This is a genomic window from Thermus antranikianii DSM 12462 (assembly GCF_000423905.1).
Taxonomy (GTDB): domain Bacteria; phylum Deinococcota; class Deinococci; order Deinococcales; family Thermaceae; genus Thermus; species Thermus antranikianii.
In genome coordinates, this window is sequence record NZ_AUIW01000015.1 from 16,838 (window position 1) to 43,591 (window position 26,754).

The following is a 26,754-nucleotide window of genomic DNA, read 5'->3' on the forward strand; positions in this document are numbered from 1 at the left end:
GGCTACGGGCAAAGGGGCGAGGGGTCAATTAAAGGGCGTGGCTCTTTTCATAAGCGAACAGGCTTTACCCGTGCCTACCCTTTAGCAAGGTCTTCTCATGGGTACACTAGCGGAAAGGGTAAGGGACAAATGTCCCAAACCCCGGCAAACCTTGACAAGGAGGAGGCTTTTGCTAAACTAAGGCTTGCGCGTAAGGCGCACCCTGCCGGGATGGTGGAACTGGTAGACACGCCATCTTGAGGGGGTGGTGCCCGCAAGGGCGTGCGGGTTCAAGTCCCGCTCCCGGCACCAAAGAGGCCCCGCGGGGCCTTTTTCCTTTATGCGGCTCCTCCTAGAGCGCACCCTCAAGACCCTCGAGGACACCCAGGCCCTGGCCCGGGAAACCCTGGCCCTTTTCCCTTTGGGGGCCCTGGTGGTCCTGGAGGGGCCCTTGGGTGCGGGCAAGACCACCTTTGTCCGCTTTCTGGCCGAGGCCTTGGGCTTTAAGGGAAGGGTGACCAGCCCCAGCTACACCCTCATCCACACCTACCCCACCCCGGAGGGCCCCTTGGTCCACGCGGACCTCTACCGCCTGAAGGACCAAAGGGCTCTCCTGCCCCAGCTGGAGGCGGCCCGGGAGGAGGCCCGCCTCCTCCTGGCGGAGTGGGGGGACCCTGGCCTCCTCGAGGCCGATTTCCTCCTGCGCCTTAGCCCCCAAGGGGAGGTGCGCCGGGCAGAGCTATGGCAACTCCACCCCGGCCAGGAGGAGGGCATCCAGCAAGGCCTCCCGCCCGGCCCGCCCGGCGAATAGGGCCACCACCTTGCCCTCGGCATCCACCACGAAGGTCCAGGGCTGGCCCAGGACCTTGAAGCGGTTGGCCACCTCGTGGGGCTTGTCCCTATCCGAGGCCAGCAAGGGAATGAACCGGGGAAAGGCCCTCATGTACTCCAGCACCACCTCCTTGGTGTCCTTGGGCTCCCGGCTGATCACGTAGAAGGGTACCCGGGTTTCCTCCGCCACCCGGTGAAGCCCCGGGAACTCCGCCTTGCACACCGTGCACCAGCTGGCCCAGAAGACGATGACCGCAGGCTTCCTCAAGGTGGCGGGGGTGACGAGGTTACCCTTGGGATCCAGAAGGGCGAACTCGGGCAGGCGCTGGCCCGGCTGCACCGCAAGGACCACACCCAAAAGCAGAAGGAACCCCATCCATCGCCTTAGCATGCCTCCATTGTTTACCCTAGCGGGGATGGGTATGTAAACCACCTCACCTTGGCCGCCGCAGGCGCTTAAGGTCGTGGTCGGGCCAGATGCCGTCCGCCACCAGGTGGAGCCACTGGGAAAGGTAGTAGCCCAAAAGGGCAAACCCCCAGACCTCCCAGGGCCAGGAGGGAAGCTTCAGGGAAAACCCCATGCCAAAGTACCCGGCAAGCCCCTGGGCCAGGAATCCCAGGGCCAAAAGGAGCCCCACCAGATACCCCAGGCGGGTCAAGGGTCCCAGCACCCAGGTATGGGAAAGCCCCCGGTGGCGGAAGAGCCATCCATAAGGGCGCCAAAAAAGACCCAAAAGGCCCCAGCGGCGCTGGGATCGCGAACCCTTCTCCGCCAGGTCCAGGTCGGGGGAAAGGAGGAAGGTGCCCGCCAGATAGGCCAGGGTGAAGGCCAAGCCCCGAGGGTCCTCCGGGGAGCCCCCGTAGGCCAGAAAGACCACCGCCCCCCCGCCCAGGACCGTCAGGTTAATGGCCTCGTGCACCCGCCCCAAGGGCATAGGACCATGTTACCGGAGGAGGGAACCCCGCCCTCCTCAAAGGGCGGGAAGGGGGAAGCGCTCCCCCGCCGAGAGCACGTCCACCCTGAGCCCCTTCACCCCCCGGCCCGTGTACTCCGCCCCTCCGGCATCCACCAGGGTCACCCCTCCCATCCAGACCTCTCCCAGGCCCCTTAGGAGGCGAAGAGCGGTGTTCTCCAGAAGGCCTAAGCCCACCAGGTCAGGGTTGTCGGCCACCAGGCGGGAGAGGGCCAGGAACCGCCCCCTTTCCTCCACCCGGGGGAGGAGCACCAGTCCCCTCAAGAGGGCCAGGCCCAAGGCGGCCCTAACCTCCCCCTCCAGGGAGTAAAAGGCAGCCTCGCCCAAAAGGCCCGCCGCCTCCCCCAAGGCCACCACCCCACCCCCCTGGCGGTGGACCTCCAAAAGGGCCTGGAGAAGGAGGCTTCCCCGGATGAGATCCAAAAACTCCGGCAGCCCCTCGGCGGCCAGAAGCACCAGGGGGCTCGCCGCCACCGCCTGGGCTATCTCGGGATCAAAGGCCTCCTCCCGCCGCCTGAGGTAGAGGACCTTCCCCCGCTTCAGGCCCAAGCTGCGGTAGGCCAGCCGCCAGGCCTCCGCCAGGTCCCGCAAAGGATAGGGTACGAGGAAAAGGGCCTCCCCCCTGGCCTCCTCCAGGAGCCTGGCCTCCACCGGGCGCAAGGCCCCCCGAAGGGGATCGGCGGTTAGCAAGGCGAAAAAGCCCTGACGCATACCTGACCTCCTATACCTTCAGGGTAATCCCCTCCTCATGAAAGGAAAAGGGTGGTGTGGTAGACTTAAGGGCGTGGCCGCGATGGTATCCCCCCCGGGGGCGCTCTCCAAGGACAAAAAGAGGGCCATCCTCGAGGCCACCTTGGAAATCCTCCGGGAGATGGGGCTTTCCGGGCTGAAAATGGAGGAGGTGGCCCGGCGGGCAGAGGTGGGCAAGGGCACCATCTACCTCTACTTCCGCGACAAGAAGGACCTCCTGAAAAGCCTGGTGGAGGAACGCACCTGGGCCTTCTACCGAGAGGTGGAGGAGGTGGTGCGCCTCAAGGCACCCTTTTTTGTGCGCCTTGAGGCCCTCCTGAAGAAGCGCCTGGCCTGGATCGCCGAGTGGCGGGGCCTGTGGGCGGCGGTAGCCCGGGAGGCCATGGAGGACCCCACCCCCTGGCTCAAGGGGCTCCACCAGCACTACCTGGACCTCTTGGAGGAGCTGGTGCGGAGCGGCCAAGAAGAAGGGGCCGTGCGCCCCGAGCTTTCCCCCAGGGCCACCGCCCACGTGATCGCGGCCTTGGGGTGCACCCCCCAGCTAGAGGTGGAGGCTTATTTGGAACACCTCATGGAGGTGTTCCGGAAAGGAGTCGCGCCGTGAAAGAATTCCGTCCCGGCGATAAGGTGGTTTTGCCCCCTTACGGGGTCGGCGTGGTGGCGGGCATAGCCCAGCGGAGCGTGAGCGGCATCAGCCGAGCCTACTACCAGGTGGACTTTCCCGGCTCCCGCTCCAAGGCCTACGTACCCGTGGAGGCTCCCCAAAGCGTGGGCATGCGCAAAGCCCTTGCCCCGGAGGAGGTGCCGGTCATCCTTGACCTCCTAAAAAACGGGCGCATGCCCCTGCCCAAACAGTGGGCCGCCCGGCACCGCAAGACCAGCGAGATCCTGGCGGATGGGAACCCCTACCGCATCGCCCAGATGGCTGGGCAGCTTAGGGCTTGGGAGCTGGAACGGGGCCTACCGGACCTGGACCGCCAGGCCCTCAGGCGGGCCATCTACCTCCTGGCGGAGGAGGTCTCCCAGACCCTGGAGATCACCGTGCAGGAGGCCAAGCGCCTCTTTGAGGAGGCCTGGGGCGAAGAGCTGAACTAACGCCACCCCACCCTGGCCTTGCCAGGGTGGGGGCCCCGGTAACGCTCTTTTCACAGCAATAGGCTCCAGGTTTTCTTCTCCATCTCCAGGATGCGGGCCAGGTAATGCTCCAGGACCCCTGGATCCAGTCCCTCCACCTGGCCCTGGGCCATGACCTCCAGGTCGAAGAGCACCGCCTGAAACTCAGGGGCCGACCAGTGCTCGGCAAGCTCCTGCCAGGGCCCATCCCCCTCCACGTGGGCGTTCCAGGCCTCTAGGAACAGGCGGTTCAGGAAGTAAAAGAATACGAGCCGGTAAGGGTAGGAAAGCCCCTCCATCTCCTGGAGCAGGGCGATGTACTCCTGCCGTACCGGGTGAACCGGTTCCCTGGGATCCGCCCCCTGGGAAAGAAGCCAGTCCAGCTCCTCCACTGTGGCCATGAGGGCCTGGACCAAAGGAGCCCGGTGGGGATGGGGGGCCTCCTTAAGAAGCCCCACCTGAAAGCGGTACAAAGCCTCCACGAAGGGGAAGTCCTGCTTAAGCCAGAAGCTGAACCGCTCCTCATCCCAGCGGAGGGGCAAGGCCTTGATCTCCTCCAAGGCATCCGGGCAACACCCAAAAAGCTCCCTAAAAAGCTCCATACCCTCCCCCCAGAACCCCTTGCCGGGCATAACCGCTATGCCTCAGGGCCTCCACCGCCCTCTTGGCCTGGGCCTCGTCCTCCGCCAGGCCGAAGAAGGCACTCCCCGAGCCCGACATCAAAACCCCCCTCAAGCCTAAGGCCTTAAGCCGGGCCCTCACCTCCTTCAGCTCCGGATGGAGGCGGAAGGCGGGACCCTCCAGGCTATTCCAATAGGGTGGCTCCTCCCCTTTCTCCAGGGCCTCGAGGATCTCCGACACCGGAAGCTCGGGCCCGAAATCGTGGGGCTTCACCTCCGCATACACCCTGGGGGTGGGAAGCCGCAGGCCCGAGGAAAAGACCACCACCGGCAAAGGGGAAAGGGAAAGGGGTCTGAGCCTCTCCCCCACCCCCCGGGCCTCCGCCACCCCCCCTTGGAGGAAGAAGGGCACGTCGGCCCCCAGGGAAAGGGCCAGGGCAAAAAGGTCCACCTCCGCCGGATAGAGCTCCTTCAGGCCCAAAAGCACCTGGGCGGCATCCGAACTCCCCCCGCCCAGGCCCGCCCCCTCGGGCAGGGCTTTCTCCAGGACGATCCGCACCCCCCCGGGCCAGCCCGCCGCCTCCAGGTAGGCCTCTGCCGCCCGGTAGGCCAGGTTCCTTCGCCCGTACCGCCCGCGGAACTCGATCCCCTCGGGGATGGGTTCCAGGAAAAGCCGGTCCCCGAAGGATAGGCTGGCGAAGAGGGTGTGGAGCTCGTGGTAGCCATCCGGCCTCCTCCCCAGGAGGGAGAGGCCCAGGTTCACCTTGGCCACCGCTAGGCGTTCCATACCCTCGCCAAAGCCTCCGCCAGGGGCAGGTCCTCGGGGTAGGTGATCTTGAAGGCAGCCCTCTCCCCCTCCACCAGGGCCACGGGATAGCCCAGGGCCCTCACCAGCTGGGCGTCGTCGGTGGCGGAAAGCCCCCGCTTCCTGGCGTAGGCGTGGGCCTCCCGCAAGAGGGCGGTGAAGAAGCCCTGGGGGGTTTGGACCAGGCGCAGGGCCTCCCGGGGCACCACCTCCCCATACCCCTCCCCTTCCGGCCGGATGAGGGTGTCGGGAAGGGGCAGAACCGGCACCGCCGCCCCCGTGGCCCGGGTGGCCTCGAGGACCCGCGCCACCAGCCTCTGGCTCACGAAGGGCCGGGCCACGTCGTGGACCAGGACTAAAGGGAGGCTTGCCGCCTCCAGGAGGCGGGAAACCGACTCCTGCCGGGTTCTGCCCCCCTCCAAAAAGGTGGCGCGAAGCCCCTTGGGAACGGGAGCCCCAGGGGGCAAGGCCACCAGGACCTCCGCCGCCTCCTGGAAAGCACCCACGGCCCACTCCAAGAGGGTCTTCCCTCCCACCCGCAAGAAGGCCTTGGGCCCCAGGCCCAGCCGCTCCCCGTTCCCGGCGGCGGGGATCAGGACAGAGACCTCCACGACTCCCATGGTAGCATGGGCCCCATGAGCCTTTGGGAAGCTCTTCTCTTAGGGGTGGTGGAGGGGCTCACGGAGTTCCTGCCCGTCTCCTCCACCGGCCACCTAACCCTCCTCTTCCACCTCCTGGGCCTGCCCATCCAAGAGGATCCCTTCCTCAAGACCTTCCTCATCGCCATCCAGCTTGGGGCCATCCTGGCCATCCTCCTCCTCTACGGAAGGCGGTTCGCGGTGGACCGGGCCCTCTGGCTCAGGATCGGGATGGCCTTTCTGCCCACCGCGGCCATGGGCTTCCTCCTCTACCCCCTCATCAAGGGGGAAATCCTGGGAAACGACGGCATCGTGGTCTTCTTTCTGTTCTCCGTGGGCCTGGTCCTCCTCTTGGCCGACCGCCTGGCGGAACGGGCCCGCTATGGGGATGTGCTGGAGCTCCCCCTAGCCCGGGTGGCCTTAATCGGGGTCTTCCAGGGCCTGGCGGCCCTCTTCCCCGGCACCAGCCGGAGCGGGGCCACCATCCTGGGAGGCCTCCTCCTGGGCTTGAGGCGCAAGGCAGCAGCGGAGTTCAGCTTCCTCTTGGCCCTCCCCACCATGCTGGCCGCCGTGGGGTACGACCTCCTGAAAAGCGCTCCCGCGGTGCCCCAGGGGGGCTGGATCCTTCTTGGGGTAGGCTTCCTCGCCGCCCTGGTCACCGCCCTCCTCACCGTGCGCTGGATGCTTTCCTTCGTGGAGCGCCACGGCTTCAGGCCCTTCGCCTATTACCGCATGGCCCTGGCCTTGGTCTACGCCTACTTCTTCCTACGCTAGGGCCAGAACCCTATCCAGGGTTTCCAGGAACTGTTGGTAGACTTCCCTCCGGGCCCCTTCCCCCATGAGGCCGAGCCGCAAAACCTGCCCCCGGGTGGGCCCGATCCCCCCGGCCACCGCCACCCCCTGGGCGTAAAGGGCCTGGACCAGGCGGTCCGCCTCCACCCCCTCAGGGGGGCGCACCACCAGTACCGTGGGCAGGGGGCTGGCCTTGGGGTAAGGACGGAAACCCCTTTCCCTTAGCTCCCCAAGAAGCCAGGCGTAGACCTCCTTTGCCCTTCGTTCCCGGGCCTCCATCCCCTCCTCCAGGGCCAGGTTGAGGGCCTCCAGCAGGGCGTAGTGCAGGAGGACCGGGGTGGTGTGGTGGTAGCCGCCCCGCTCCCAGTGCTCCGCCACCCGGGCAAGGTCCAGGTACCAGCCCCGCCTACCGGTGAGGGCCTTGCGGGCCTCGAGGCTCACGGCGATGGGGGCCAGGCCCGGGGGAGCGGAGAGGCACTTTTGGCTGCCCGTGAAGGCGTAGTCCACCCCCATCTCCCGCATGGAGAAGGGAAGCATCCCCAGGGTGGTGACGGCATCCAGGAAGAAAAGGGCCCCGGCCTCCTTGGCCAGGGCCCCGATCTCCCGGGCCGGGTTCAGCACCCCGGTGGAGGTCTCCCCATGGACCAGGGCCACCATGCGGTAGCGCCTGGCCTTTAGGGCCTTGGCCACCGGTTCCGGGTCCACGGGCTCGCCCGGAGGGAATTCCAAAACCGTGGGTTCCAGGCCGTGCACCTGGGCCATCTCCGCCACCCTCTGGGAAAAGGCCCCGTTCACCAGCACCAGGACCGGACCCCGGTCCAGGTTGGCGAGGCCAGCCTCCATACCCAGGCTTCCCGAGCCTGCCAAAGCCGCCAGCAGGGCGCCTTCCCCGGGGTCAAAGAGCCGGGCAAGCCTCTCCTGAATGGCTCGGTTCACCGCCAGCACCTCGGGGTCCAGGTGGCCCCGCATGGGACGGAGAAGGACCTTTTGCACGCGCTCGGGGATGGGGGTGGGTCCAGGGGTCAGAAGCAGCATCTCGCCTCCTCTACTCCCGCCGGAAGCGGGCATAAGAAAAGCCCCCGCGGCCATACCGGGGGGGCCCTTCCCGAAGGAAGGGGCCCCCTACCGGATAGCTCGCAGGAGCCTCATTGAGGCCCACTTTAGCCCAAGGCCCCTTTCCTTGTAAAGTGCTACCTGGATGAAGGACTACTATGCCATCCTGGGGGTGAGCCGGGAGGCCACCCAGGAGGAGATCAAGAAAGCCTACCGGAGGCTTGCCCTCCAGTACCACCCCGACCGCAACCCCGGGGACAAGGAGGCGGAGGAACGCTTCAAGGAGATCAACGAGGCCTACGCCGTCCTTTCCGACCCCGAGAAACGGGCCCAGTACGACCGAGGGCTTCTAGGGGCACCGGAGCTCCGCACCGAGGACCTCTTTGACCTCTTCGCCCAGGTTTTCGGCTTCCACGCGGGGCGCACCGCCCCCAGGGGGGAGGACCTCGAGGCCCAGGTGGAGGTGGGGTTGGAAGACCTCCTCAAGGGAAGGGAGGTGGAGGTGGCCTACGCCCGCCTCGTCCCCTGCGAGGCCTGCCACGGCCAGGGAGGGAGGCGGGTGGCCTGCCCCACCTGCGGGGGAAAGGGCGTGCTGGAAAGCTACCGGCAGGGTCTCTTTGGCACCTTTGTTACCCGCTCCACCTGCCCCCACTGCAAGGGACAGGGCCATCTGTTGGCGGAAACCTGCCCCGCCTGCCGGGGCCGGGGCCGGGTGGCGCGGGAGGAACGGGCCCGGGTACGAATCCCTCCGGGCATGGACGAGAACCACCTCCTGCGGGTACCGGGCTACGGAAACCTGGGGCCCGGCGGGCCAGGGGACTTGTACGTGCGCTTGAAAATCCGCCCCCATCCCCACCTGGAGCGGGAAGGGGCGGATCTGGTCTACCGGCTCAGGCTTGGCCTCGCCCAGGCGGCCCTGGGCGCTCGGGTGGAGATCCCGGGGCTTTCGGGCCCCATCCCCTTGGAGATCCCCCCGGGCACGGGGCATGGGGAGGTCTTTGAACTTCCCGGGGAGGGCCTTCCCTACCCAGGAGAGGCCAGGCGGGGAACCCTTCGGGTGGTGGTGGAGCTTTCCGTGCCCAAACACCTCAGCCCCAAGGCCAAGGAGCTCCTCAGGGCCTACGCCAAGGAGGTGGGAGAGGAGGTGGCTCCGGAAGGCTTCTTTGAGAGGCTACGGGGGTTCTTCCACAAGTAGACCTTTCGTGGTATAATAAGACATTCCGGGTTGCTATAGGGTGGCCCCTTGGGTCTAAAGCAACCCCTAAGGCCCCGGATACGAGCCCTTGGGCTCGGAAGAGAAGGAGCAGTATGCAGAAGGGTCGGGTCAAGTGGTTCAATGCGGAGAAGGGCTACGGCTTCATCGAGCGCGAGGGCGACACGGACGTGTTCGTCCACTTCAGCGCCATCAACGCCAAGGGGTTCCGCACCCTGAACGAGGGCGACATCGTCACCTTTGACGTGGAGCCGGGCAAGAACGGTAAGGGCCCCCAGGCGGTGAACGTCACCGTGGTGGAGCCGGCCCGCAGGTAAAGGGCAACCCGAACCGCCGTGGGGAGGACCCACGGCGGTCTCCTTTTGGGGAAACTATCACCCCATTCTCAGGCCCTAGCCGGTAGCATGGGAGGGATGCGGACCCTTAACCTGAGCCTACGCCCGGTGCTTCCCGAGGATGCCCCCCTCCTGCACCAGCTCTTCCTGCGAAGCCCCGGGTACTTCGCCCTGATCGGTATGGAACCCCCGGCCCTCGAGGACGTGGCCCGGGACCTGGCCACCCTGGAGAAGGACGAGCGCCGCCGGGTCTTCCTCCTCTTCCTGGAGGAGGAGGCGGTGGGCTACCTGGACTACAAGCTTCGCTACCCCGAGCCTGAGGACGCCACCCTAAGCCTCCTCCTCATCCGGGAAGACCGCCAGGGGCAGGGCCTGGGGCGAAGGGCCCTGGAACACCTCCTAAACCACCTTCTTGCGGGAACCGAGCGGCTTTATGCGGTGGTCTACGGCAACAACGCCCGGGCCAAGGCCTTCTTCCAGGCCCAGGGTTTCCGTCACGTGAAGGACGGGGGCCCCACCCTGAGCTGGTACGTGCGGGAGCTATAACCCGGCACCCCACCCAGGATCTCGCCCAGGTGGGGTGCACCTGAACCCTAAGCCCGCTCTGGGCCTAAGCCCCTAGCCCAAGCCGGCCAGCTTGCGGTTCTTCTCGATGTAGGACTTCCACTGCTCGGGAACGTCCTCCTCGGGGTAGATGGCGTTCACCGGGCAGGCGGGTACGCAGGCCCCGCAGTCGATGCACTCCTCGGGGTGGATGTAGAACTGGTCCCCCCCGTCGTAGATGCACTCCACGGGGCAAACCTCCACGCAGGACTGGTCCTTTACGCCGATGCAGGGTTCACAGATCACGTGCGGCATCCTTCACCTCCCGAGCAACCGCTCCCCCCTATTTTAGGGCAGATGGCCCTTTGTCAACCGCCTAGGCCCCCAGGTGCCGGAAGAAGGCCTCCCGGGAGATGGCCCCCACCACCTCCTCCCCCCTGACCACCAGGACCAAGGGCTGCCGCAGGAAGAGGGGGGAAAGCTCGCTCACCGCCACCTCCGCCTCCACACTGGGCACCTCCTCCAGGGGCAGGATGTGGTCGGAAAGGCCCAGTAGCCCCACCGGCCGCCCCTCGTGCACCAGCAGGGCCAGCCCCCGGCCCTCGTAGGCCTCGAGGGCCTCCACCCGGGGCAGGGGCCGCGCCAGGCGCCGTGCCGGGATGGGCCAGAGGAGCCCGGCGGTGAGCAAGGTGGTGCAGGGCACCCGCACCGCCTTCTTGGCCACGTAGAGGGAAAAGGTGAAGAAGAGGAGAAACCCCAACCCCTCCAGGAGGCCGGCCAGGTTAAAGCTCTCCCACCCCAGCCTGCCCCCACCCCCGAGGAAGGAGTGGAGGAGGTAGGAGAAGAGAAGGCCCAGCACCAGGGCGGCTAGATAAGCGAAAAGCCCGGCCAGGCGGAGCTCCTTCACCGTGCGCATGGGCTTAGCTTACCAGGTCCTCCTCCCGGTCCACATCCACCCCCACCTCGGGGTAAGGGGTGATGAGGGCCTTGGCCTCCACCCCTAGGATCCTCCCGGCCCTTCCCTCCAGCTCGGGGAGGGAAAGCCGGCCCAGAAGAAGCTTGAGGAGGACGTCCAGGCCGATGAGCCGGGCCAGGGCCAAGGGGCTTTTCCTCAGGGCCACCACCCTTTGGGCCAGGGGCAGGGCCTGGTAGAAAAGCCCCTTGTCCAAAAGCACCAGGTTTCCCCCGGTGAAAACCCCCTCCCGCAGGCGGGCGTAGGTGCGCCGGCTGTGGGGAAAACGGGCCTCCACCGCCTCCTTGGGGACGATGGGGTAGACGAGAGCAGCCTCCGGGGCCTTTTCCAGCACATAGCGCACCGCCTCCGGGGTGAGGTGGGGGATGTCGGCGGTGGCCACCAGGACCCGCCCCTCCACGTGCTCCAAGGCCGCCTCCAGGTTCCCAAGCAGGCTTCCCCTGTCGGGCAGGGTCAGGCGGGGGGAGGGGCTTAGCCCCGGGTTCTCCCCCACGTAGACCACGGAAAGCCCCGCTTCCCTCAAGGCGGAAAGCACCCACTCCGCCATGGGCCTTCCCCGGTAGGGCACCAGGGCCTTGCTCCGCACCCCGTACTTCCCCGCCCAAGCCTCCTCGCCGCCTCCCAGGACAATGGCCTCCACGCCCCTATGCTAAAGGTTTTGCCGGGACCCCCACCCCGGCATCGCCGGGGTGGGGTGGCATTAAAGGGGCCTAAGGGTAAACCGGAGCACCTGGTTCCCCGTGATGCGCACCGTTTCCACTAGGGTGCGGTACCCAGGGGCCACCAGGGTGAGTTCGTGCTCGCCGAAGGGCGCCTCGAGGCGCAGGTAACCGCCCTTGGCCACCCCCACCTCCTCCCCATCCAGGAAGACCCGGGCCTCCACGTTCAGGTAAAGCTCCAACACCGCCCGCACCGGCACGAGCTCCACGTAAAGCCTCACGGACTCCCCGGGGCGCACCTCCACCTGGGCCCGGTACTCCCCGTAGCCGAGGGCCAGGACCCGCACCTCATGGAGACCGGCCTCGAGGGTCATCCTTAAAGGTGCCCGGCCCATCGAGCGGCCGTCGATGTAGACCTCAGCCCCCTCGGGCCTAGCCTCCAGGTAAAGCTCCCCCGTGCGGATGGGCCTCAAGGTGGCGGAAACCCGGGTCTCCCGGCCCCCTTCCACCCGCACCGTGGCCCGGTAGGGCTCGTAACCCGGGGCCTTGAGCTCCACCTGATAGGTTCCCTCCTCCAGCACCAGGCGCAAGGGAGTCCGGCCCCGCAAGGTGCCGTTCACGTAGGCCTCGGCCCCCGTGGGGCTGGACTCCAAGAGAAGGGTGCCGGTGCGGGGAATGGGGTTCAGGCGCACGTCCAGCCGGGTGGTCTCGCCCCTTCGCACCTGGACCGTGGCCCGGTAGGGCTCGTAGCCCGGCGCCTTAAGCTCCACCGCATACCGCCCCTCGGGCAGGCTTAGGGAAAGGGGCGTGCGGCCCCTGAGGACTCCTTCCACGTACACCTCGGCCCCGGAAGGGCTGGAGGTGACGGCAAGGGTCCCTTGCCTGGGCTCCGGCACCAGCTGGGCGAAGACCTGGACCCTTTCCCCGGGCCTGGGGTTCACCACGACCCGGTAGGGCTGGTAGCCGGCAAGCCGGAGCTCCACCTCGTGCCGGCCCGGGTTCACCTGGAGGCTAACGGGGGTGCGCCCAGAAAGCCGTCCATCCAGGTAAACCTCGGCGCCAACGGGCCTCGAGTCCACCACCAGGGTGGCCGTGGCCGGGGTGGGTGGGGGGGCCGTGACCCGGCCCACGAAGTAGCGGGCCACGTCGGTGACCCAGTCCTTGTCGGGGACGGGCTCAATCACGATGGAAAGCGCCCGGGCTAAGCCCTCCGCCCCCTGGACCCGCACCTGGTTGCGCTCCACATCCAGGATCTCCCCCAGGGAAAGGGGGCGCTTGCTCGCCACCGCCAGGATGCGGTCCTCGCCCTCGGGACCCGTCACCGTGTAGCGGTAGCGGGCCCCTTCCGGGGGAAAGCGCCGGGTTTCCCCGGCCCGGAGGAAGTTGCCCCGTTCGAAGGCGTTGGGCAGGATGGGGTCAACTTTCCCGTCGGCGTTGATGTTGAAAAGGTAGACGTAGGCATCCTGGTTCACGTTCACGTAGATGAAGATGGGCTCACCGATCTGGTAAACCGCACCTCCCCGTTTGCCGGGGTCCTTGTCCACCCAAACCCGAACCTGCAGGTCGGTGGGCACGGGATTCACGAGGATCCCCTGGGGGCTTACCTGCTGGGCCAAAGCCGTCCCCAGGCCCAGGATGGCCCAAAGCAGTTTGCGCATATCCCTCACCTCCGCCCTCAGGCTAAAGCTTTCCTGTGAAAATCCTGAGGGAAAAGGGACAAGGCCCCTTAAGACTCGGCGTAGGCCCCAAGGGCGCGGAAGCGGCGGTAGCGGTCCTGGTAGAGCTCCTCCGGGGAAAGCCCTTTGAGCTCCTCGAGGGTCCTCAGAAGGGCTTCCTTGATGTTCTGGATGGCCTTAAGGGGGTCCTTGTGGGCCCCGCCCTCGGGCTCGGGGACGATGGCGTCCACCACCCTCTGGGCCAGGAGGTCCCTTGCGGTGAGCTTCAAAGCCTCGGCGGCCTTAGGGGCCTCCTTGGCATCCCGCCAGAGGATGGCGGCGCAGGACTCGGGGCTGATCACCGAGTACCAGGCGTTCTCCATGATGAGGACCCGGTTGGCCACCCCGATGGCCAAGGCCCCCCCGCTGCCCCCCTCCCCCAGGATGAGGGCGATGGCGGGCACCTTCAGGCGGCTCATGCGCTGGATGCTCTGGGCGATGACCCAGGCCTGGCCCCGCTCCTCCGCGGAAACCCCCGGGTAGGCCCCCGGGGTGTCGATAAAGGATATGAAGGGGTAGCCGAACCGGTCCGCCAGGTCCATGAGGCGCATGGCCTTGCGGTACCCCTCGGGGTGGGGCATACCGAAGTTGCGCTTTAGGTTCTCCTTGGTGTCCCTCCCCTTCTGGTGGCCCACCACCACCACCTTCTGGCCCTCCAAATAGGCGAGCCCCCCCACGATGGCGGGGTCGTCGGCGAAGGCCCGGTCCCCATGGAGCTCCAAAAAGTCCTGGAAGGCCTTCTCCAGGACGTCCAGGGTGGTGGGGCGGCCCGGGGCCCGGGCCAGCTGCACCCTCTGCCAGGCGGTGAGGCTCCCGTATACCTCCTGCTTGAGCCTAGCCAGGCGCTCCTCCAAAAGGCGAATCTCCGCCTCCAGGTCTACCCCCGTGGTGCGGGCGGTTTCCCTTAGCTCTGCGATGCGCTTTTCTAGCTCCAGGATGGGCTTTTCAAACTCCAACGGCATAGGAAACTCCGGGGTGCAAATGGCGAAGGACCAGGACCAGCTCCGCCTTCAACCTCCTGCGGTCCGTAACCCGGTCCACCATCCCGTGCTTCAGCAAAAACTCCGAACGCTGGAAGCCCTCGGGAAGCTCCTGGCGGATGGTCTGGCGGATGACCCTGGGCCCGGCGAAGCCGATCAGGGCCCCGGGTTCGGCGAAGATCACGTCGGCCAGGGCGGCGAAGCTGGCGGTGACCCCCCCGGTGGTGGGGTCGGTGAGGATGGAAACGTAAGGAAGGCGTTTCTCCCAAAGGCGGTCCAGGCTCATCACCGTCTTGGCCATCTGCATGAGGGAAAGGGCCGCCTCCTGCATCCTGGCCCCGCCCGAGGCCGCCACGATCACCAGGGCCCGGCCCTCCGCCGCCGCCCTTTCCGCCCCCCGGGCGATCTCCTCCCCCACCACGCTCCCCATGGACCCCCCAGCAAAGGCGTAGTCCATCACCAGAAGGACCGCGGGCACCCCACCGATGGCGCAGGTACCCCCCAGGATGGCGTCCTTGCGACCGGTCTCCTCCTGGTAGGCCCTGAGCCTTTCCGCATAGGGTTTGGTGTCCACAAAGCCTAAGGGATCCAGGGGCCTAAGCCCGGTGATCTCCTGGAAGGTGCCGGGGTCTGCCAGCATCTCCACCCTTTCGGAAGCGGGCACCCGGTGGTGGTGGCCGCACTTGGGGCAGACGTAGAGGTTTTCCCGGAACTCCTTCTTGTAGAGCTGGGCCCCGCAGGCCTCGCACTTGGTCCAGAGCTCGGGGACGTCCCGGTTCCCCCCGCTGGGCCTTTTTCTCCGGAAAAGCCGCTCTAGGGCCACGCTACGCCTCCTTGGGAGCCTCGAGGGCCTTGGTCTCCCCCGCCAGGCTCTGGCCGATGAAGACCGCTCCCGCCTCCACATCCAGGACCTGGGCCCGCACCGTGCCGGTGAAGCGGGCCGTCTTGGAAAGGCTCACCTTCTGAGCCACCAGGTCCGCCTTCACCTCCCCGTGGATCTGGACGCTCCCTGCCTCCACCCTTTCCCCTTCCACCCGGCCCGTGCGCCCCACCTCCAGCTCCCCTTCCACGTAGACCGAGCCCTTGACCAAGCCGTCGATGCGCACCTGGCCCTTGGCCTTCAGATCCCCCAGGACCTCGGTGTCGGGCCCTAGGTAGGTGAGGGCTCCCCCCTTCCTGCCCAACATCCGCCCCATTTTACCGGCCGGCCCAGGTGGGGGGAAGGTAGGGCCTCGGGTCCACGGGGGTGCCGTAGCGGTAGACACCGTAGTGGAGGTGGGGACCGGTGGAGCGGCCCGTGGAGCCCACGTACCCCAGGACCTGCCCCCTTTCCACCCTCTGCCCGGGGCGCACCAGGATGCGGGAAAGGTGGCCGTAGAGGCTCTGGTACCCCTCGGCGTGGTCCAGGAGGACGGCGAGGCCATAGGCCCCCATCCAGCCGGCCCGGGCCACCACCCCGCCTCCCGTGGCGTAGACGGGAGCACCGTAAGGGGCGGAGAGGTCCAGGCCGTCGTGGAACTCATACCCCGGGCCGAAGGGGTTCTTGCGCACGCCGAAGAAGGAGGTGATCCCCTCGTAACCCCTTAGGGGCAGGCCCCGGGGGAGGCTTCGCTCCACCTCCAGGGTCCTCTCCAAGGCCGGCACCACCTCCTTAAGCTGGTTCCTTAGGTCCAGGACCTCGGCCCGCACCTCCGCCCAGCCCGCCAGGGACTCCTCGGGGGAGGCCGCCACAGCCCCACCCCCCTGGCCCCCCTCCTGGTAGCGCACGGGAAGGGCGTTTAAAGGGGAAAGCCCCGCCCGGCGGCGGAGCTCCTCTATGGCCTTCTTGATCTCCTCAAGCTCCTTCTTGGTGCGCTTGGCCTCCTCCGAGAGGGCCCCGTTTTTGGCCCGCTCCGCCTCGAGGGCCAAGGAAAGCCTCCGGGCCTCCTGGGAAAGAGCCTGGAGGCGAACCTCGAGGGTTCGGGCCTCCCGGCTCCTATGCCAGAGGTAGAGGTTGGCCCCGGTCCAAAGGGTCAGGAGGACCAGGATCAGGGCCACGGCCCACCCCGGCAGGGACACCGCCCGGCTTCCCCCGCCGCTTCGGGCAAGGAGAAGGGTATAGCGCACGGGCCTCCTAGCCTGCCGCTTCATCCGGTCGAGTATACCCCACCCCACCGCCACCTGCCCTGCGCAACCCTATGTTGCGCCTCAGGGCACAGCATCCAGGACCAGGGGCAGGGGGCTTGCCGAAAATCCCAGCTGGAAGGCCTCCCTTAAGTGGGCCAGGGCTTCCTCCAAGCCCTTCCCGCGGTGGTAGACCAGGGCCAGGGCCTCCCCCCTTTCCACCCAGTCCCCGGGCTTTTTCAGCAGATAGACCCCCACCCCGTGGTCGATGGCCTCCCCCTTCTTCCTACGCCCGCCCCCCAGGGCCAAAACCGCCAGGCCCACCCGGTAGGCATCCACCTCCTGCACCACGCCCTCCTTCTCCGAGACGAGAGGAAGTTCCTCCCCAAGGGGAAGCAGGGAGAAGTCCTCCACCACCCGGGGATTTCCCCCCTGGGCCTCGAGGAAGGCCTGGAACCTTTCCAGCGCCTTGCCGCTTTCCCAGGCCCTACGGGCCAGGCCCGGGTCCAGCCCCTCAAGCCGTAAGGCCTCCTCCGCAAGGCGCAGGGCCACCTCCACGAGGTCCTCCGGTCCCTTTCCCTTCAGGGTTTCTATGGCCTCCCGGACCTCTATGGCGTTCCCCACCGCCCGGCCCAGGGGGGCCTCCATGCTGGTGAGGAGGGCCCTAACCCTTCGCCCCGCCCCCTGGCCGATCCCCACCATGGTCCTGGCGAGAAGCCGGGCTTCCTCCAGGGTCTTCATGAAGGCCCCCTTGCCCACCTTCACGTCCAAGACGATGCTCCTCGCCCCGGCCGCCAGCTTCTTGCTCATGATGGAGCTGGCGATCAAGGGGATGCTCTCCACCGTGGCCGTGACATCCCTTAGGGCGTAGAGCTTCCCGTCCAGAGGAGCCAGGTCCGGGCTTTGGGCGGCGATGACTAGGCCGATGCGCTCGGCCCTTTCCAGAAACTCCCCCTCCGTCATCTCCCCCCGCCAGCCCGGCACCGACTCCAGCTTGTCGATGGTCCCCCCGGTGTGGGCCAGGCCCCGGCCCGACATCTTGGCGAAGGTGCACCCCGCCGCCGCCAGGATGGGCCCCACCACCAGGCTCACCTTGTCCCCCACCCCCCCGGAGGAGTGCTTGTCCACGGGGTGGGGCAGATGGGAGAGGTCCAGGACCCTCCCCGAGTAGGCCATGGTTTCCGTAAGCCATAGGGTTTCCTCCGGGTCCAGGCCCCTCAGGAAGGCGGCCATGAGCCAGGCGGATACCTGGTAGTCCGCCACCTCTTCCTTCAGGTAGCCCTCGAGGAAAGCCTTCAGGTCCTCCCGCCTGTGCTTCAGGCCCTCCCGCTTCTCGCGGATGAACTGCACCGGGTTCATGCCCCCATGCTACGCTAGGGCTATGGCCCAGCGGTACCGGTTTGGCATTGAGGAGTTCGAGCGCCTCTTCCAGGGGGTCACGGGGGTGGAACTTCTGGACGGGGAGGTGTACCAGATGAGCCCTATCGGTCCGAAGCATGCGTTGGTCGTAGCCCGTTTGGTTAAGCGGCTCACGGAGGCTCTGGGGAACCAGGCCCTGGTATGGCCGCAAAATCCCGTGCGCCTGCCCCCGGGCTCCGAACCCCAGCCCGATATCGCCCTCCTCAAGCCCAAGGACTACTGGGAGGCCCTCCCCAGCGCCGAGGACATCCTGCTCCTGGTGGAGGTTTCCGAGTCCAGCCTGGACTGCGACCGGAACGTGAAGCTTCCCCTTTATGCCCGCTCGGGAATCCCCGAGGTGTGGATTCTCGACCTCTCGGAAAACCGCCTCCACGTCTTCCGCCATCCCAAGGAGGGCCTTTACACGGAACACCGCATCCTTCTTCCTGGCGAGGAAGCCGAACCCCTCCACTTCCCTGGGGTGCGCATTCCCTGGCTGACCCTAAGTGCGTGGTAATCTGGTGACCGATGGGCGAGCGGAAATCCAAAAGGAGGGAGATGGGTCACGGGCAAAGTCCGCACCTTGAAGGCGAAGTGCTCAGCTTGGATCCTCGGGACCGCCCCCTCTATACCCTGCGCGAAGCTGCCCGTTACCTGGGCATTCCCCCAGCCACCCTGCACACCTGGGTGCGCGGGCGAGGCTACGCTACCCATCATGGGAAAAAATGGTCTACCCCGTTGATTGTCCCTCCGCAAGGAGGCTCCCTCCTCTCCTTTCACAACTTGGTGGAAGCCAATGTCCTCGCCGCATTAAGAGAGGAACATCGCATCTCCATGGCCAAAATCCGCCGCATGGTGGAGTATGCCAAGGAACATCTAGGAGTCACCCGCCCGCTCCTGCTTGACCTGAAAACCGGCCTAGGGGATGTTTTCATTAAGGATCCCGAGGGATTGCTGTCTTTAACCCGTTCTGGTCAGCTAGCCCTAGAGGAAATCCTGGAACGCTATTTGGCCAGGGTAGATCGGGATGTCTGGGGAAGGCCTCTTCGCTTCCATCCTCCCGTAGCCGGACAAATACGTAGCGACCGAATCGTATTGGACCCAGAAGTAGCCTTCGGCGCGCCCACGGTGAAAGGCATTCGAACCCGCATCATCGCGCTTCGTTACGATTCCGGCGAAACCCCGGAGTTCCTAGCCGAAGACTACGGCCTTAGCGTGGAAGACGTAAAGGAAGCTGTGGTTTTCGAGGGTAGGGCTGCGTGAAGCCTACCTATTTTTGCGACCGGAATCTTGGCCGAAAGTTCCCCATGCGACTGCGAGAGCTCGGGCTTACTGTGGAGCTCCACGATGAACACTTCCGGCAAGAAGAGCGAGATGAAGTTTGGATCCCCCATGTAAGCCAACAAGGGTGGGTGATCCTAACTCTGGACGAAAGGATCCGCTTCAACAAGGTAGAAAAGACCATGCTTTTAGTGTATGGAGCTAGGGTGATCCTCCTGCCCAACCCCAGCCAGCGCACGTCGGGCTGGCTTCTTCAAGTTGCTGAGGAATTTGCAAAAGCCCAAGCCCAAGTTGAGCGCTTCATAAACAAAACCCCTCCTCCCTTTGTGGCTCGATTCCAGGTCATTCACAAAGGAGACAGAAAACGCTATGGTCTAAAGCACCTAGGCCCCTAGTACGCCTGCCCCGTGGCCTTGGTGAGGAGAAGCCTGAACTCGTGGGGGCTGGTGGCGGCGGAAAGGGCGTCCTCCAGGGAGATGAGCCCCTGGGTGTAGAGCTCCACCAAATGCTGGTCGAAGGTGCGCATCCCGTGAATGGAGCCCTCCATCATGGCCTCCTTGATCTGGGGGGTCTTGTCCTCGTCCTTGATGAGCTCCCGCACGTAGGGGGTGGCGATCAGCACCTCGAGGGCCAGCACCCTCCCCTTGCCGTCCGCCCGGGGCAGAAGGCGCTGGGAGAGGATGCCGAGAAGGGACTCCGCCAGGAGGATGCGCACCTGGTGGTGCTCATGCAGGGGGAAAAACTCGATGATGCGGTTGATGGTCCTCGCCGCATCCAGGGTGTGCAGGGTGGAAAGCACCAGGTGCCCGGTCTGGGCCGCCATGAGGGCGGCCTCCACCGTCTCCTTGTCCCGCATCTCCCCGATCAGGATCACATCCGGGTCCTGGCGCATGGCGTACTTGAGGCCCGAGTAGAAGCTATCCGTGTCCAGCCCCACCTCCCGCTGGACCACCAGGCTCTTCTTGTGCTTGTGCAAGAACTCTATGGGGTCCTCGATGGTGATGATGTTCTTGGCGTAGTGCAGGTTGATGTGGTCGATGAGGGCCGCCAAGGTGGTGCTTTTCCCTGAACCCGTGGGCCCGGTCACCAGGATGAGCCCCCGCTCCTTGGCGGCGAGCCCCTCCATCACCTCCCGGGGCAGGCCCAGGGCCTCGAAGCTGGGGATGACCTCGGAGACCACCCGCATCACCAAGCCGAAGCTTCCCCTCTGCCTCAGAAGGTTGCAGCGGAAGCGGGCCACCCCGGGGATGGTGTAGGCGAAGTCCAGCTCCTTGCGGTACTCCACCTCCTCCCACTGCTCCGGGGTGAGGAGGGCTTTGGCGATGGCCTCGAGGTCCTTGGGGGTCAGGGGCCGGTTGCCGAAGGGTTTCAGCTTCCCGTCCACCCGGATCACGGGCGGGGCCCCCGCCTGCAGGTGGATGTCCGAGGCCCGGGCCTGGACCATGGCCTTGAGCATCTCCAAGAGGCTCTGCTTGCCCTCCTGGGGAGAAGCCTCGCTCATGGGTACACCTCCAGGTTATCGATCAGGCGCACCTCAGGGAAGCGGCCCGCCACGATCCCCCTGGCCCCGGGAACAAAGCGGGAAAGGGGAAGGAGGGTCTCGGGGTGGACGATGGCCAGGTAGTCAGGCTGAAACTGGGGAACCTCCTTAAGCACTTCCTCCCCCCTTCTCAAGGCCTCGGCCACGCCTTCCCCCTTTAGGGCCGCTTCCCGCATGGCCTGCAGGGCCCGGTAAAGCACCGTGGCTTCCTTGCGCCTTTCTGGGGAAAGGTACACGTTGCGGCTGGAAAGGGCAAGCCCATCCTCCTCCCGCACCGTGGGCACCCCCACCACCTCCAGGGGAAAGCCCATGTCCCGGACCATCTTGCGGATCACGAGAAGCTGCTGGTAATCCTTCTCCCCGAAGTAGGCCCGGTCCGGCCTCACCAGGAGGAAAAGCCTGGCCACCACCGTGGCCACCCCCTGGAAATGGCCGGGGCGCACCGCCCCCTCCCAAAGGGCGGTGAGGGGACCCTCCACGCTGACGCGGGTGGAGTAGCCCGCCGGGTACATCTCCTCCACGCTGGGGGCGAAGAGGAGGTCCACCCCCGCCTCCTCCAAAAGGGCTTGGTCCCGCTCCAGATCCCTGGGGTAGCGGTGGTAGTCCTCCCCGGGACCAAACTGCAGAGGGTTCACGAAGATGGAGACCACCACAAAGGGGTTCTCCTTCCGGGCCCTCTCCACCAGGGCCAGGTGCCCCCGGTGGAGGTAGCCCATGGTGGGGACAAACCCCACCCCCTCCCGGGGGAGGGCCTGCCTTAACTCGGCCACGGTGTGCGCCACCTTCACGGGGCTCAGTATACTTTCCCCGTGGGCAAGAAGAAACGCGAGGAAAAGCTCAAGAAGAAAGCCCTGAAGGAATGGGAGGAGAGGCGGCCCAAAACCTTCCGTGAGGCCCTCAAGTACTTCCCGGGCCTCTTCTTCCGCACCACCTTGGTGGTGATGGCGGCCACCGCCCTCATCGTCTTCGCCGGGGCCATGGGCCTCGCCTGGGCCCAGAGCATGTGGTTCCAAATCCTCGTCTACCTGGGGTTCTACCTCCTCTTCTACCGCTTCATCATGGGGCCTTTAGCCCCACCCCGGATAAAATGAGGGCAGATGGCCGAGCCCGCGGAGGTCCGCCGCCCCCTGACCCTCGAGGCCTACCTGGAGGAGGAGGCCCGAAGCCCTGTGCGCCACGAGCTGGTCCGGGGCTTCCCCAGGGCCATGGCCGGGGCCAGCCGCCGCCACAACCTCCTGGTGGTGGCCCTGGTGGCGGCCCTTTTTCCCCGGGCCCGGGAAAAGGGGTGCCGGGTCCACGCGGAAACCCTCAAGCTCAAGGTGGCCCCCGACACCGTCTACTACCCCGACCTCATGGTGGTTTGCGGCCCCCCAGGGGAAAACCCCTTTTTGGAAGAACGCCCTTGCCTGGTCCTCGAGGTCCTCTCCCCTTCCACAGAGGCCCAGGACCGCTGGGAGAAGATGCGGGCCTATCTGAGCCTGGAAAGCCTCCAGGCCTATCTGCTCCTGGACCCGGAAAGGAAGGGCCTCGAAGGGTATTTCCGCGAGGGGAAGGGCTTCAGCCTGAAGCGCTACGCCGGCGGCCAGGTGCCCCTGCCCTGCCTGGACATGTCCTTGGACCTAGAAGCCATCTACTCGGCCCTGGACTAGGCCCAGGGCCTGGGTCCTCATATCCTCTCGGCGTCCGCCCAGAACCCCTCCAGGTCGTAGTACTCCCGGGCCTCGGGGGTCATGAGGTGGACCACCACCTCCCCGTAATCCAGGACCACCCAGCGGGGGCTCTGCCCCTCCGTGGGCCTGGGGCGAAGCCCCTCCTCCTCCAGCTTCTCCTGCACGTGGCGCTCCAGGGCCTGGAGATGGGGGGCGCTGGTGGCGCTGGCCAGGACGAAGTAGTCCAGGCTCTCGGACACCGCCCGGAGGTCCAGGGCCACCACGTTTTCCGCTTTCTTTTCCCAAAGGAGATCCTTGATCCTCGCTACCAGCTCCACTGCCTCTTGCTTACGCAAATCTAGCCCTTCGTGCTGACCGAGGGTCTTTACCATCTAGCCCTATTGTACCAGGTCCCGCCCGAGCTCCACCACCACCCCAAAAACCGGCCGGTGGGGGACCAGAAGGGGTAGGTGGAAGAGCTCCGCATAGTAGGCCCCGGCCTCGAGGTCCTGGGTGTAGACCGCGCTCTGCGCCACCTCCGCCTCCTCCACCTGGGCCTCGATTCCCTCCCGGGCAAGAAGGGCCTGGCCCCAAAGGATAAGGCTCCTTTCCCCCTTTAGGCGCACGGGCACTTGGGGCGGGGAGGAAGGCGGGGCCATCCCCAGGAAGGGGGCCAGGACCTGGGCCCGGGCTTCCTCGTCCACCAGGAGGAAGGTCCCCTCGCCATCCCGGGTGGGCAGGGTGGAAAGGGTAAGCCGCAAGCCCTGGACCCCGGGCAGATAGGCCAGAACCTCCTCCAGGGAAAGGTCGGTGTCCAGCTCCCGCCAGGCCTCCCTTAGGGCCAGGGCCAAGGCCGGCCAGGTGCGGGGGTCCTGGGCCTTCTTGAGCACCTGGGAGACCACCCCCTTGATGCGGTCCAACCGGGCGTAATCCCCTAGGGCGTCGTGGCGGAAGCGCATGTACTTCACCGCCTCCTCCCCGTTTAGGTGAAGCCTTCCCGCGGGGAAGTCGATGAAAAGCCTCGCCGCCCGGTCGGTGTAGCGCATGGGGCGCTCCAGGTAGACCTCCACCCCCCCCACGGCGTCCACCACCCGGGCCACGCTTTCCAGGGTGAGGATGAGGTGCCTCTCCGCCACCAGGCCCGTGGCCTCCGCCACCGCCCGCTTCAAAAGCTCCGCCCCGCCCCGGGCGTAGGCGGCGTTGATCTTGCCCCCCACCACCGGGCTATAGAGGTCCCGGGGGATGGCCAAGGCCCTGGCCTCCCCTCCCCTTAGGCGCACGTAGAAGATGGTGTCCGTGCGGCTTCCCGGTCCGCATGGGGTGTGGTAGCCGCAGTACTCGATGTCCCGGGCCGCCACCACCACCCCCATCTCGGGCAAGGCCCCCGCCCTCCTGGGCCGTATTCCTTCCTCCTCCCCCGGCCGCGGCCAGGAGAGCACCCCCCCGAGGGCGAAAAGGGCCAGGGAAAGGAGGAGGAGGGAAAGCCTAGGGCGCATCCTGCAAGCGGCGGTACACGGCCAGGGTCTTAGGGTGCAGGGGGACGCCCTTGGCGGTGAGGTAGGCCACCTTGTTCCCCACCGCCAGGCGGTAGGCCTCGAGGAGCCTCCCCGAAAGGGCGAGCTCCCGGATCTCCCCGTTCACCCCCCGGCCTGGCTCGGAGATGTCGGCGATGTAGAGGGCCATGCCCAGGCCGTTTTGGGGGTCCACCCCGTACACGTGCCCCTCCACCGCCTCCAGAACCTCCTCGTCCTCTACCCCCCAGGCCTCGGCCAGAACCCGGGCCGCCCGGCCGTGGAGGGAAAGGGGATGGGCCCTTTCCACCTCGTTCTCCGGGGGGGCCAGCCTAAGGAGCTCCTCCTCCCCCAGGTCCCGGGCGGCGTCGTGGAGAAGCCCCGCCAGGTAAGCCCGCTCCCCGTCCAGGCCGTTTTTAAGGGCGATCTCCCGGGCCAGGGCCGCCACCCTCTGGATGTGCGCCCACCTTTCCGGCCGGACCAGGGCCTTTACCCTCTCCTCCAGCTCAGCGGTAGAAACCGTGCTTTTCAAGGTACACCTCCACGGGCCTGGGCACCCAGAAGCGGATGCTCTCTCCTTCCCGGATCCGCCTCCGGATCTCCGTGCTGGATATCCCCACCTCGGGCACCAGCAAAGGCACCACGGGCACCGGCATCCCCTCCAAGGGGTAGCCGGGCCGGGCCACGGCCACCAAGGTGGCCAGCTCGTGAAGCCGGTGCCCTTCCTTCCAGGTGAGGACATCCCGGTAGGCATCGGCCCCGGTGATGAAGAAGAGCTCGTCCTCCGGGAAAAGCCTCCTGGCCTCCCTTAGGGTGTCCACGGTGTAGCTTGGGCCCGGCCGGTCCAGCTCCAGCCTCGAGGCCAAGAACCCCTTCTCCTCCGCCGTGGCCAGGAGGACCATCTCGTAGCGGGCCTCCGCCGGGGCCACCGGGGTCTTGTGGGGGGGGCGGGCCGCCACCACGAAGAGGACCAGGTCCAGCCCCAAGGCCGCCCGGGCCTCCGCCGCCGCCAAAAGGTGCCCCAGGTGGATGGGATCGAAGCTCCCGCCGAAAAGGCCTATGCGCAAGGTTCAACCTCCGTGGTCAAGCCGCCTTTATCCCGGGATGTACTCAAACTCCCGCCCCGCAATCCGCACGATATCCCCCGCCCGCACCCCCTTGGCCTTGAGGGCCGCCTCCACCCCCTGGCGCCGGAAGACCTCCTGCAGGTAGCCCGCCGCCTCGGAGAGATCCCCCTTGAGCCGGCTCAGGTACCGCTCCAAGGCAGGGGAGCGCACCTCGTACACTCCTTCCTCCACAGGCACCACCTCCACCCCTGCCTCCACGAGAGCCCTGGGGGCTGGCCTGGGAAGCTCGGGGGCCGGGGTAGCCTTCACCAGGCTGAGGAGGGCTTCCTTCAACGCCGCCAAACCCTCCCCCGTGAGGGCGCTCACCGGGAGGACGGGAAGCCCCTCCTGGGCCAGCTCCGCCACCCTCTCCTCCACCTCCTTGGGGGTGAGGAGGTCCACCTTGTTCAAGGCGATGAGGCTAGGCCGCCTGAGGAGAGCGGGGTCGTAGGCCTCTATTTCCTTGCGCAGGGTGCGGAAGGTCTTCAAGGGCTCCTCGGCGGCGTCCAGAACGTAGAGCAACACCCGGGTGCGGGCGATGTGGCGCAGGAACTCCAGGCCCAGGCCCTTCCCCTGGCTTGCCCCCTCGATGATCCCGGGAATGTCCGCCAGGGTGAAGCGCTCCCCCTCCTCTTCCCCCACCTCCACCACCCCCAGGTGGGGGGAGAGGGTGGTGAAGGGGTAGGGGGCGATCTTGGGATGGGCCCGGGTGGTGGCGGCGAGCAGGCTGGACTTGCCGGCGTTGGGGTAGCCCACCAAACCCACATCGGCGATGAGCATGAGCTCGAGGCGAAGCCTCCTCCTCTCCCCCTCCTCCCCCGCCTCGGCGAACCGGGGAGCCTGGCGGGTAGGGGTGACGAAGTGCATGTTCCCCCGGCCTCCCTCCCCTCCCCTGGCCACCAGGAGGACCTGGCCCTCCTCCGTGAGGTCCCCGAGAAGCTCCCCGCTATCCACATCGAAGACCCGGGTTCCCCGGGGCACCTCTATGTAAAGGTCCTGCCCGGCCCGACCGTGCTGGCCGCTTCCCTTGCCGTGCTCCCCGTCCTCCGCCTTGTAGGTGCGCTTGGAAAGCTCCGAGAGGGAGTCCACGCTTCCCCTGGCCCGCAGGTACACGCTCCCTCCCCGTCCCCCATCCCCCCCGTCGGGCCCTCCCTTGGGCACAAACTTCTCCCGGCGGAAGGAAATGGCACCGTCGCCCCCCTTACCGGCGGCGACGGTGATGGTCAGGACATCCCGGAACATCCAAGCCGTCCCTTGGGTCTACGCCAAGGGACGCACGTGCACGTAGCGGCCCAGCCGCCCCTTATCCTGGAACTCCACCACCCCGTCCACCAGGGCGAAGAGGGTGAAGTCCCGGCCCATGCCCACGTTCTTGCCGGGTTTGAACTGGGTGCCCCGCTGGCGGACCAGGATGTTCCCGGCCCTCACCACCTGGCCCCCATACCGCTTCACCCCAAGGCGCTTGGCCTGGGAGTCCCGGCCGTTTTTAGTGGAACCCAAACCCTTTTTATGTGCCATGGCTCACCCCTGAATCTCCTTGATGAGGATCTCCGTGTAGGGCTGGCGGTGCCCCTTCTTCCTGCGGTACTGCACCTTGGCCTTGAAGCGGGAGATGGTGATCTTCCTGCCCTTGCCGTGAGCGAGCACCTCGGCCACCACCTTGGCCCCTTCCACGAAGGGAGCCCCCACCACCGTCTTCTCCCCGGAAAGGAGAAGGACGGGAAGCTCCACCTGGCTCCCGGGCTCGGCCTTTAGCTTCTCCACCCTAAGCTTCAGCCCGGGCTCCACCCGGTATTGCTTGCCACCGGTCTTGACGATCGCGAACATGGCTTCCCCTTCCCAAAAGCCCCCGAAGGGGCTACCGGCTTTCTACTATACCCAACTCGGCCCACTCCTTCAATAGAGCCTCAAGAAGACGGGTGGCCTCTCAGGCCTTGAACCCATGCCTGTGCCCGCGCCTCCCTTTCCGCCACCTCTCCCGGGTAGGCGACCTTTACCTTGAGCCGACCGAAGAGGTTCTCCAAGGGAACCTCTTGCCTGGGCCGGAGGAAGACTTGCCCGCCTCGGATCACAAACTCCACCTCATCCCCCGGCTTTACTTCTAATATGAAATCCTCCCGATCCATTCCCTCAGCATCCCCCCGGCCACCAGTGAAAAAGAGTGTGGCTCCGAATAAGCTCCGGCTGGGTCTG

37 protein-coding genes and 1 tRNA gene are annotated in these 26,754 nt (G+C 66.5%); 13 read left to right on the top strand and 25 right to left on the bottom strand.

The genetic code is table 11. The features are described 5' to 3' along the window. The first annotated feature begins 204 nt into the window (after window positions 1–204). A tRNA-Leu gene (locus tag G584_RS0109500) sits at window positions 205–291 on the top strand. A 28-nt stretch (window positions 292–319) separates the two neighbouring features. Further along, entirely contained in the window at window positions 320–790 is a 471-nt protein-coding gene (tsaE, locus tag G584_RS12140) for a tRNA (adenosine(37)-N6)-threonylcarbamoyltransferase complex ATPase subunit type 1 TsaE (RefSeq protein ID WP_038051035.1), read from the top strand. Here the strand turns inward: tsaE and G584_RS0109510 are convergent. The 3 genes from G584_RS0109510 to G584_RS0109520 are packed head-to-tail and all read right to left on the bottom strand — an operon-like array spanning window position 719 to window position 2,495. Continuing rightward, a complete protein-coding gene (locus tag G584_RS0109510) occupies window positions 719–1,201 on the bottom strand; it encodes a TlpA family protein disulfide reductase (RefSeq protein WP_028494419.1) in 483 nt (160 codons plus the stop codon). The two genes, tsaE and G584_RS0109510, sit on opposite strands and share 72 nt — an antisense overlap. Before the next feature lie 43 nt (window positions 1,202–1,244). Beyond that, the gene (locus G584_RS0109515) at window positions 1,245–1,745 is read right to left on the bottom strand and encodes a metal-binding protein (protein WP_028494420.1); all 501 of its coding nucleotides are present in this window, start codon (window positions 1,743–1,745) and stop codon (window positions 1,245–1,247) included. A gap of 36 nt (window positions 1,746–1,781) precedes the next feature. After that, on the bottom strand, window positions 1,782–2,495 hold the full coding sequence (locus G584_RS0109520) for a type 1 glutamine amidotransferase family protein (RefSeq protein WP_028494421.1): 714 nt from the start codon (window positions 2,493–2,495) through the stop codon (window positions 1,782–1,784). Window positions 2,496–2,568: 73 nt separating this feature from the next. Between G584_RS0109520 and G584_RS0109525 the strand changes: the two genes are divergently transcribed. Together G584_RS0109525 and G584_RS0109530 are read left to right on the top strand one after the other, a co-directional pair. Further along, a complete protein-coding gene (locus G584_RS0109525; protein ID WP_211218410.1) occupies window positions 2,569–3,138 on the top strand; it encodes a TetR/AcrR family transcriptional regulator in 570 nt (189 codons plus the stop codon). Continuing rightward, window positions 3,135–3,629 (top strand): CarD family transcriptional regulator, encoded by a 495-nt coding sequence (locus G584_RS0109530; protein WP_015716260.1) that lies wholly within the window; start codon window positions 3,135–3,137, stop codon window positions 3,627–3,629. The genes G584_RS0109525 and G584_RS0109530 overlap by 4 nt, the downstream gene beginning before the upstream one ends. A 50-nt stretch (window positions 3,630–3,679) precedes the next feature. Here G584_RS0109530 and G584_RS0109535 read toward each other — a convergent pair whose 3' ends face one another. Genes G584_RS0109535 through ispD form a run of 3 tightly spaced genes read right to left on the bottom strand, consistent with a single transcriptional unit; the run spans window position 3,680 to window position 5,692 of the window. Next, on the bottom strand, window positions 3,680–4,249 hold the full coding sequence (locus G584_RS0109535; protein WP_028494423.1) for a hypothetical protein: 570 nt from the start codon (window positions 4,247–4,249) through the stop codon (window positions 3,680–3,682). Beyond that, a complete protein-coding gene (gene ispE, locus G584_RS0109540) occupies window positions 4,236–5,054 on the bottom strand; it encodes a 4-(cytidine 5'-diphospho)-2-C-methyl-D-erythritol kinase (RefSeq protein ID WP_028494424.1) in 819 nt (272 codons plus the stop codon). Before ispE ends, G584_RS0109535 begins: the two co-directional genes overlap by 14 nt. After that, complete coding sequence (gene ispD, locus G584_RS0109545; protein ID WP_038051027.1) at window positions 5,042–5,692, bottom strand: 2-C-methyl-D-erythritol 4-phosphate cytidylyltransferase; 651 nt, start codon at window positions 5,690–5,692, stop codon at window positions 5,042–5,044. Before ispD ends, ispE begins: the two co-directional genes overlap by 13 nt. A gap of 15 nt (window positions 5,693–5,707) precedes the next feature. Between ispD and G584_RS0109550 the strand changes: the two genes are divergently transcribed. Continuing rightward, on the top strand, window positions 5,708–6,484 hold the full coding sequence (locus tag G584_RS0109550; protein WP_476756155.1) for an undecaprenyl-diphosphate phosphatase: 777 nt from the start codon (window positions 5,708–5,710) through the stop codon (window positions 6,482–6,484). Here G584_RS0109550 and G584_RS0109555 read toward each other — a convergent pair. Continuing rightward, window positions 6,476–7,537 (bottom strand): aminotransferase class V-fold PLP-dependent enzyme, encoded by a 1,062-nt coding sequence (locus G584_RS0109555; protein ID WP_028494427.1) that lies wholly within the window; start codon window positions 7,535–7,537, stop codon window positions 6,476–6,478. The two genes, G584_RS0109550 and G584_RS0109555, sit on opposite strands and share 9 nt — an antisense overlap. A gap of 163 nt (window positions 7,538–7,700) precedes the next feature. Between G584_RS0109555 and G584_RS0109565 the strand changes: the two genes are divergently transcribed. From G584_RS0109565 to G584_RS0109575, 3 genes are all read left to right on the top strand, one after another. After that, the gene (locus G584_RS0109565; RefSeq protein WP_028494428.1) at window positions 7,701–8,750 is read left to right on the top strand and encodes a DnaJ C-terminal domain-containing protein; all 1,050 of its coding nucleotides are present in this window, start codon (window positions 7,701–7,703) and stop codon (window positions 8,748–8,750) included. A 113-nt stretch (window positions 8,751–8,863) separates the two neighbouring features. Continuing rightward, a complete protein-coding gene (locus G584_RS0109570) occupies window positions 8,864–9,085 on the top strand; it encodes a cold-shock protein (protein WP_014516375.1) in 222 nt (73 codons plus the stop codon). Between the two features lie 87 nt (window positions 9,086–9,172). Continuing rightward, window positions 9,173–9,649, top strand: coding sequence for a GNAT family N-acetyltransferase (locus G584_RS0109575; protein WP_028494429.1), 477 nt, complete (start codon window positions 9,173–9,175; stop codon window positions 9,647–9,649). A gap of 72 nt (window positions 9,650–9,721) precedes the next feature. Here G584_RS0109575 and G584_RS0109580 read toward each other — a convergent pair whose 3' ends face one another. The 9 genes from G584_RS0109580 to G584_RS0109620 form a co-directional block, all read right to left on the bottom strand. Continuing rightward, window positions 9,722–9,961, bottom strand: a complete 240-nt coding sequence (locus tag G584_RS0109580) for a ferredoxin (RefSeq protein ID WP_028494430.1) — start codon at window positions 9,959–9,961, stop codon at window positions 9,722–9,724. Window positions 9,962–10,022: 61 nt separating this feature from the next. Continuing rightward, window positions 10,023–10,562 carry a CBS domain-containing protein gene (locus G584_RS0109585; RefSeq protein WP_028494431.1) on the bottom strand — a complete coding sequence of 180 codons (540 nt, stop codon included), beginning with the start codon at window positions 10,560–10,562 and terminating at the stop codon, window positions 10,023–10,025. Window positions 10,563–10,566: 4 nt separating this feature from the next. After that, entirely contained in the window at window positions 10,567–11,259 is a 693-nt protein-coding gene (locus G584_RS0109590) for an NTP transferase domain-containing protein (protein WP_028494432.1), read from the bottom strand. 60 nt (window positions 11,260–11,319) lie between these two features. Beyond that, a complete protein-coding gene (locus tag G584_RS0109595) occupies window positions 11,320–12,936 on the bottom strand; it encodes a PEGA domain-containing protein (protein WP_028494433.1) in 1,617 nt (538 codons plus the stop codon). Window positions 12,937–13,004: 68 nt separating this feature from the next. Beyond that, the gene (locus G584_RS0109600; protein ID WP_028494434.1) at window positions 13,005–13,955 is read right to left on the bottom strand and encodes an acetyl-CoA carboxylase carboxyltransferase subunit alpha; all 951 of its coding nucleotides are present in this window, start codon (window positions 13,953–13,955) and stop codon (window positions 13,005–13,007) included. After that, window positions 13,939–14,796, bottom strand: a complete 858-nt coding sequence (gene accD, locus G584_RS0109605; protein ID WP_028494435.1) for an acetyl-CoA carboxylase, carboxyltransferase subunit beta — start codon at window positions 14,794–14,796, stop codon at window positions 13,939–13,941. Before accD ends, G584_RS0109600 begins: the two co-directional genes overlap by 17 nt. Before the next feature lies 1 nt (window position 14,797). After that, window positions 14,798–15,160 carry a bactofilin family protein gene (locus G584_RS0109610; RefSeq protein WP_028494436.1) on the bottom strand — a complete coding sequence of 121 codons (363 nt, stop codon included), beginning with the start codon at window positions 15,158–15,160 and terminating at the stop codon, window positions 14,798–14,800. 10 nt (window positions 15,161–15,170) lie between these two features. Next, complete coding sequence (locus G584_RS0109615) at window positions 15,171–16,103, bottom strand: M23 family metallopeptidase (RefSeq protein ID WP_028494437.1); 933 nt, start codon at window positions 16,101–16,103, stop codon at window positions 15,171–15,173. A gap of 57 nt (window positions 16,104–16,160) precedes the next feature. Then, window positions 16,161–17,435 carry a thymidine phosphorylase gene (locus tag G584_RS0109620; protein ID WP_028494438.1) on the bottom strand — a complete coding sequence of 425 codons (1,275 nt, stop codon included), beginning with the start codon at window positions 17,433–17,435 and terminating at the stop codon, window positions 16,161–16,163. Window positions 17,436–17,457: 22 nt separating this feature from the next. Here G584_RS0109620 and G584_RS0109625 point away from each other — a divergent pair, with 22 nt between their 5' ends. From G584_RS0109625 to G584_RS0109635, 3 genes are read left to right on the top strand one after another with little or no spacing between them, the layout of a single operon-like run. After that, window positions 17,458–17,991 (top strand): Uma2 family endonuclease, encoded by a 534-nt coding sequence (locus G584_RS0109625; RefSeq protein ID WP_028494439.1) that lies wholly within the window; start codon window positions 17,458–17,460, stop codon window positions 17,989–17,991. A gap of 41 nt (window positions 17,992–18,032) precedes the next feature. Then, window positions 18,033–18,737, top strand: coding sequence for a DUF433 domain-containing protein (locus tag G584_RS13150; RefSeq protein WP_336298637.1), 705 nt, complete (start codon window positions 18,033–18,035; stop codon window positions 18,735–18,737). Further along, on the top strand, window positions 18,734–19,150 hold the full coding sequence (locus G584_RS0109635) for a PIN-like domain-containing protein (RefSeq protein WP_028494441.1): 417 nt from the start codon (window positions 18,734–18,736) through the stop codon (window positions 19,148–19,150). Before G584_RS13150 ends, G584_RS0109635 begins: the two co-directional genes overlap by 4 nt. Here the strand turns inward: G584_RS0109635 and G584_RS0109640 are convergent. Together G584_RS0109640 and panC are read right to left on the bottom strand one after the other, a co-directional pair. Further along, window positions 19,147–20,256 (bottom strand): type IV pilus twitching motility protein PilT, encoded by a 1,110-nt coding sequence (locus G584_RS0109640; RefSeq protein WP_028494442.1) that lies wholly within the window; start codon window positions 20,254–20,256, stop codon window positions 19,147–19,149. The genes G584_RS0109635 and G584_RS0109640 overlap by 4 nt on opposite strands. Further along, window positions 20,253–21,083 carry a pantoate--beta-alanine ligase gene (gene panC, locus G584_RS0109645; protein ID WP_028494443.1) on the bottom strand — a complete coding sequence of 277 codons (831 nt, stop codon included), beginning with the start codon at window positions 21,081–21,083 and terminating at the stop codon, window positions 20,253–20,255. The genes G584_RS0109640 and panC overlap by 4 nt, the downstream gene beginning before the upstream one ends. A gap of 21 nt (window positions 21,084–21,104) precedes the next feature. On the opposite strand from panC, the gene G584_RS0109650 reads away from it, so the two are divergent. Further along, window positions 21,105–21,386 (top strand): hypothetical protein, encoded by a 282-nt coding sequence (locus G584_RS0109650; RefSeq protein ID WP_028494444.1) that lies wholly within the window; start codon window positions 21,105–21,107, stop codon window positions 21,384–21,386. A gap of 6 nt (window positions 21,387–21,392) precedes the next feature. Next, window positions 21,393–21,944, top strand: a complete 552-nt coding sequence (locus tag G584_RS0109655) for a Uma2 family endonuclease (RefSeq protein ID WP_028494445.1) — start codon at window positions 21,393–21,395, stop codon at window positions 21,942–21,944. A 17-nt stretch (window positions 21,945–21,961) separates the two neighbouring features. On the opposite strand, the gene rsfS is transcribed toward G584_RS0109655, so the two are convergent. The 7 genes from rsfS to rplU are packed head-to-tail and all read right to left on the bottom strand — an operon-like array spanning window position 21,962 to window position 26,388. Beyond that, window positions 21,962–22,336, bottom strand: a complete 375-nt coding sequence (gene rsfS, locus G584_RS0109660) for a ribosome silencing factor (protein WP_051209237.1) — start codon at window positions 22,334–22,336, stop codon at window positions 21,962–21,964. A gap of 6 nt (window positions 22,337–22,342) precedes the next feature. Beyond that, entirely contained in the window at window positions 22,343–23,440 is a 1,098-nt protein-coding gene (locus G584_RS0109665) for an LCP family protein (RefSeq protein WP_028494447.1), read from the bottom strand. Further along, window positions 23,430–23,987 carry a bis(5'-nucleosyl)-tetraphosphatase (symmetrical) YqeK gene (gene yqeK / locus G584_RS0109670; RefSeq protein ID WP_028494448.1) on the bottom strand — a complete coding sequence of 186 codons (558 nt, stop codon included), beginning with the start codon at window positions 23,985–23,987 and terminating at the stop codon, window positions 23,430–23,432. The genes G584_RS0109665 and yqeK overlap by 11 nt, the downstream gene beginning before the upstream one ends. Further along, complete coding sequence (nadD, locus tag G584_RS0109675) at window positions 23,962–24,522, bottom strand: nicotinate-nucleotide adenylyltransferase (RefSeq protein WP_028494449.1); 561 nt, start codon at window positions 24,520–24,522, stop codon at window positions 23,962–23,964. Before nadD ends, yqeK begins: the two co-directional genes overlap by 26 nt. 27 nt (window positions 24,523–24,549) lie before the next feature. Beyond that, complete coding sequence (gene obgE, locus G584_RS0109680) at window positions 24,550–25,803, bottom strand: GTPase ObgE (protein WP_028494450.1); 1,254 nt, start codon at window positions 25,801–25,803, stop codon at window positions 24,550–24,552. A gap of 18 nt (window positions 25,804–25,821) precedes the next feature. Next, window positions 25,822–26,079 (bottom strand): 50S ribosomal protein L27, encoded by a 258-nt coding sequence (gene rpmA / locus G584_RS0109685; protein WP_015716231.1) that lies wholly within the window; start codon window positions 26,077–26,079, stop codon window positions 25,822–25,824. A 3-nt stretch (window positions 26,080–26,082) separates the two neighbouring features. Then, a complete protein-coding gene (gene rplU / locus G584_RS0109690; RefSeq protein WP_028494451.1) occupies window positions 26,083–26,388 on the bottom strand; it encodes a 50S ribosomal protein L21 in 306 nt (101 codons plus the stop codon). Between the last annotated feature and the right edge of the window lie 366 nt (window positions 26,389–26,754).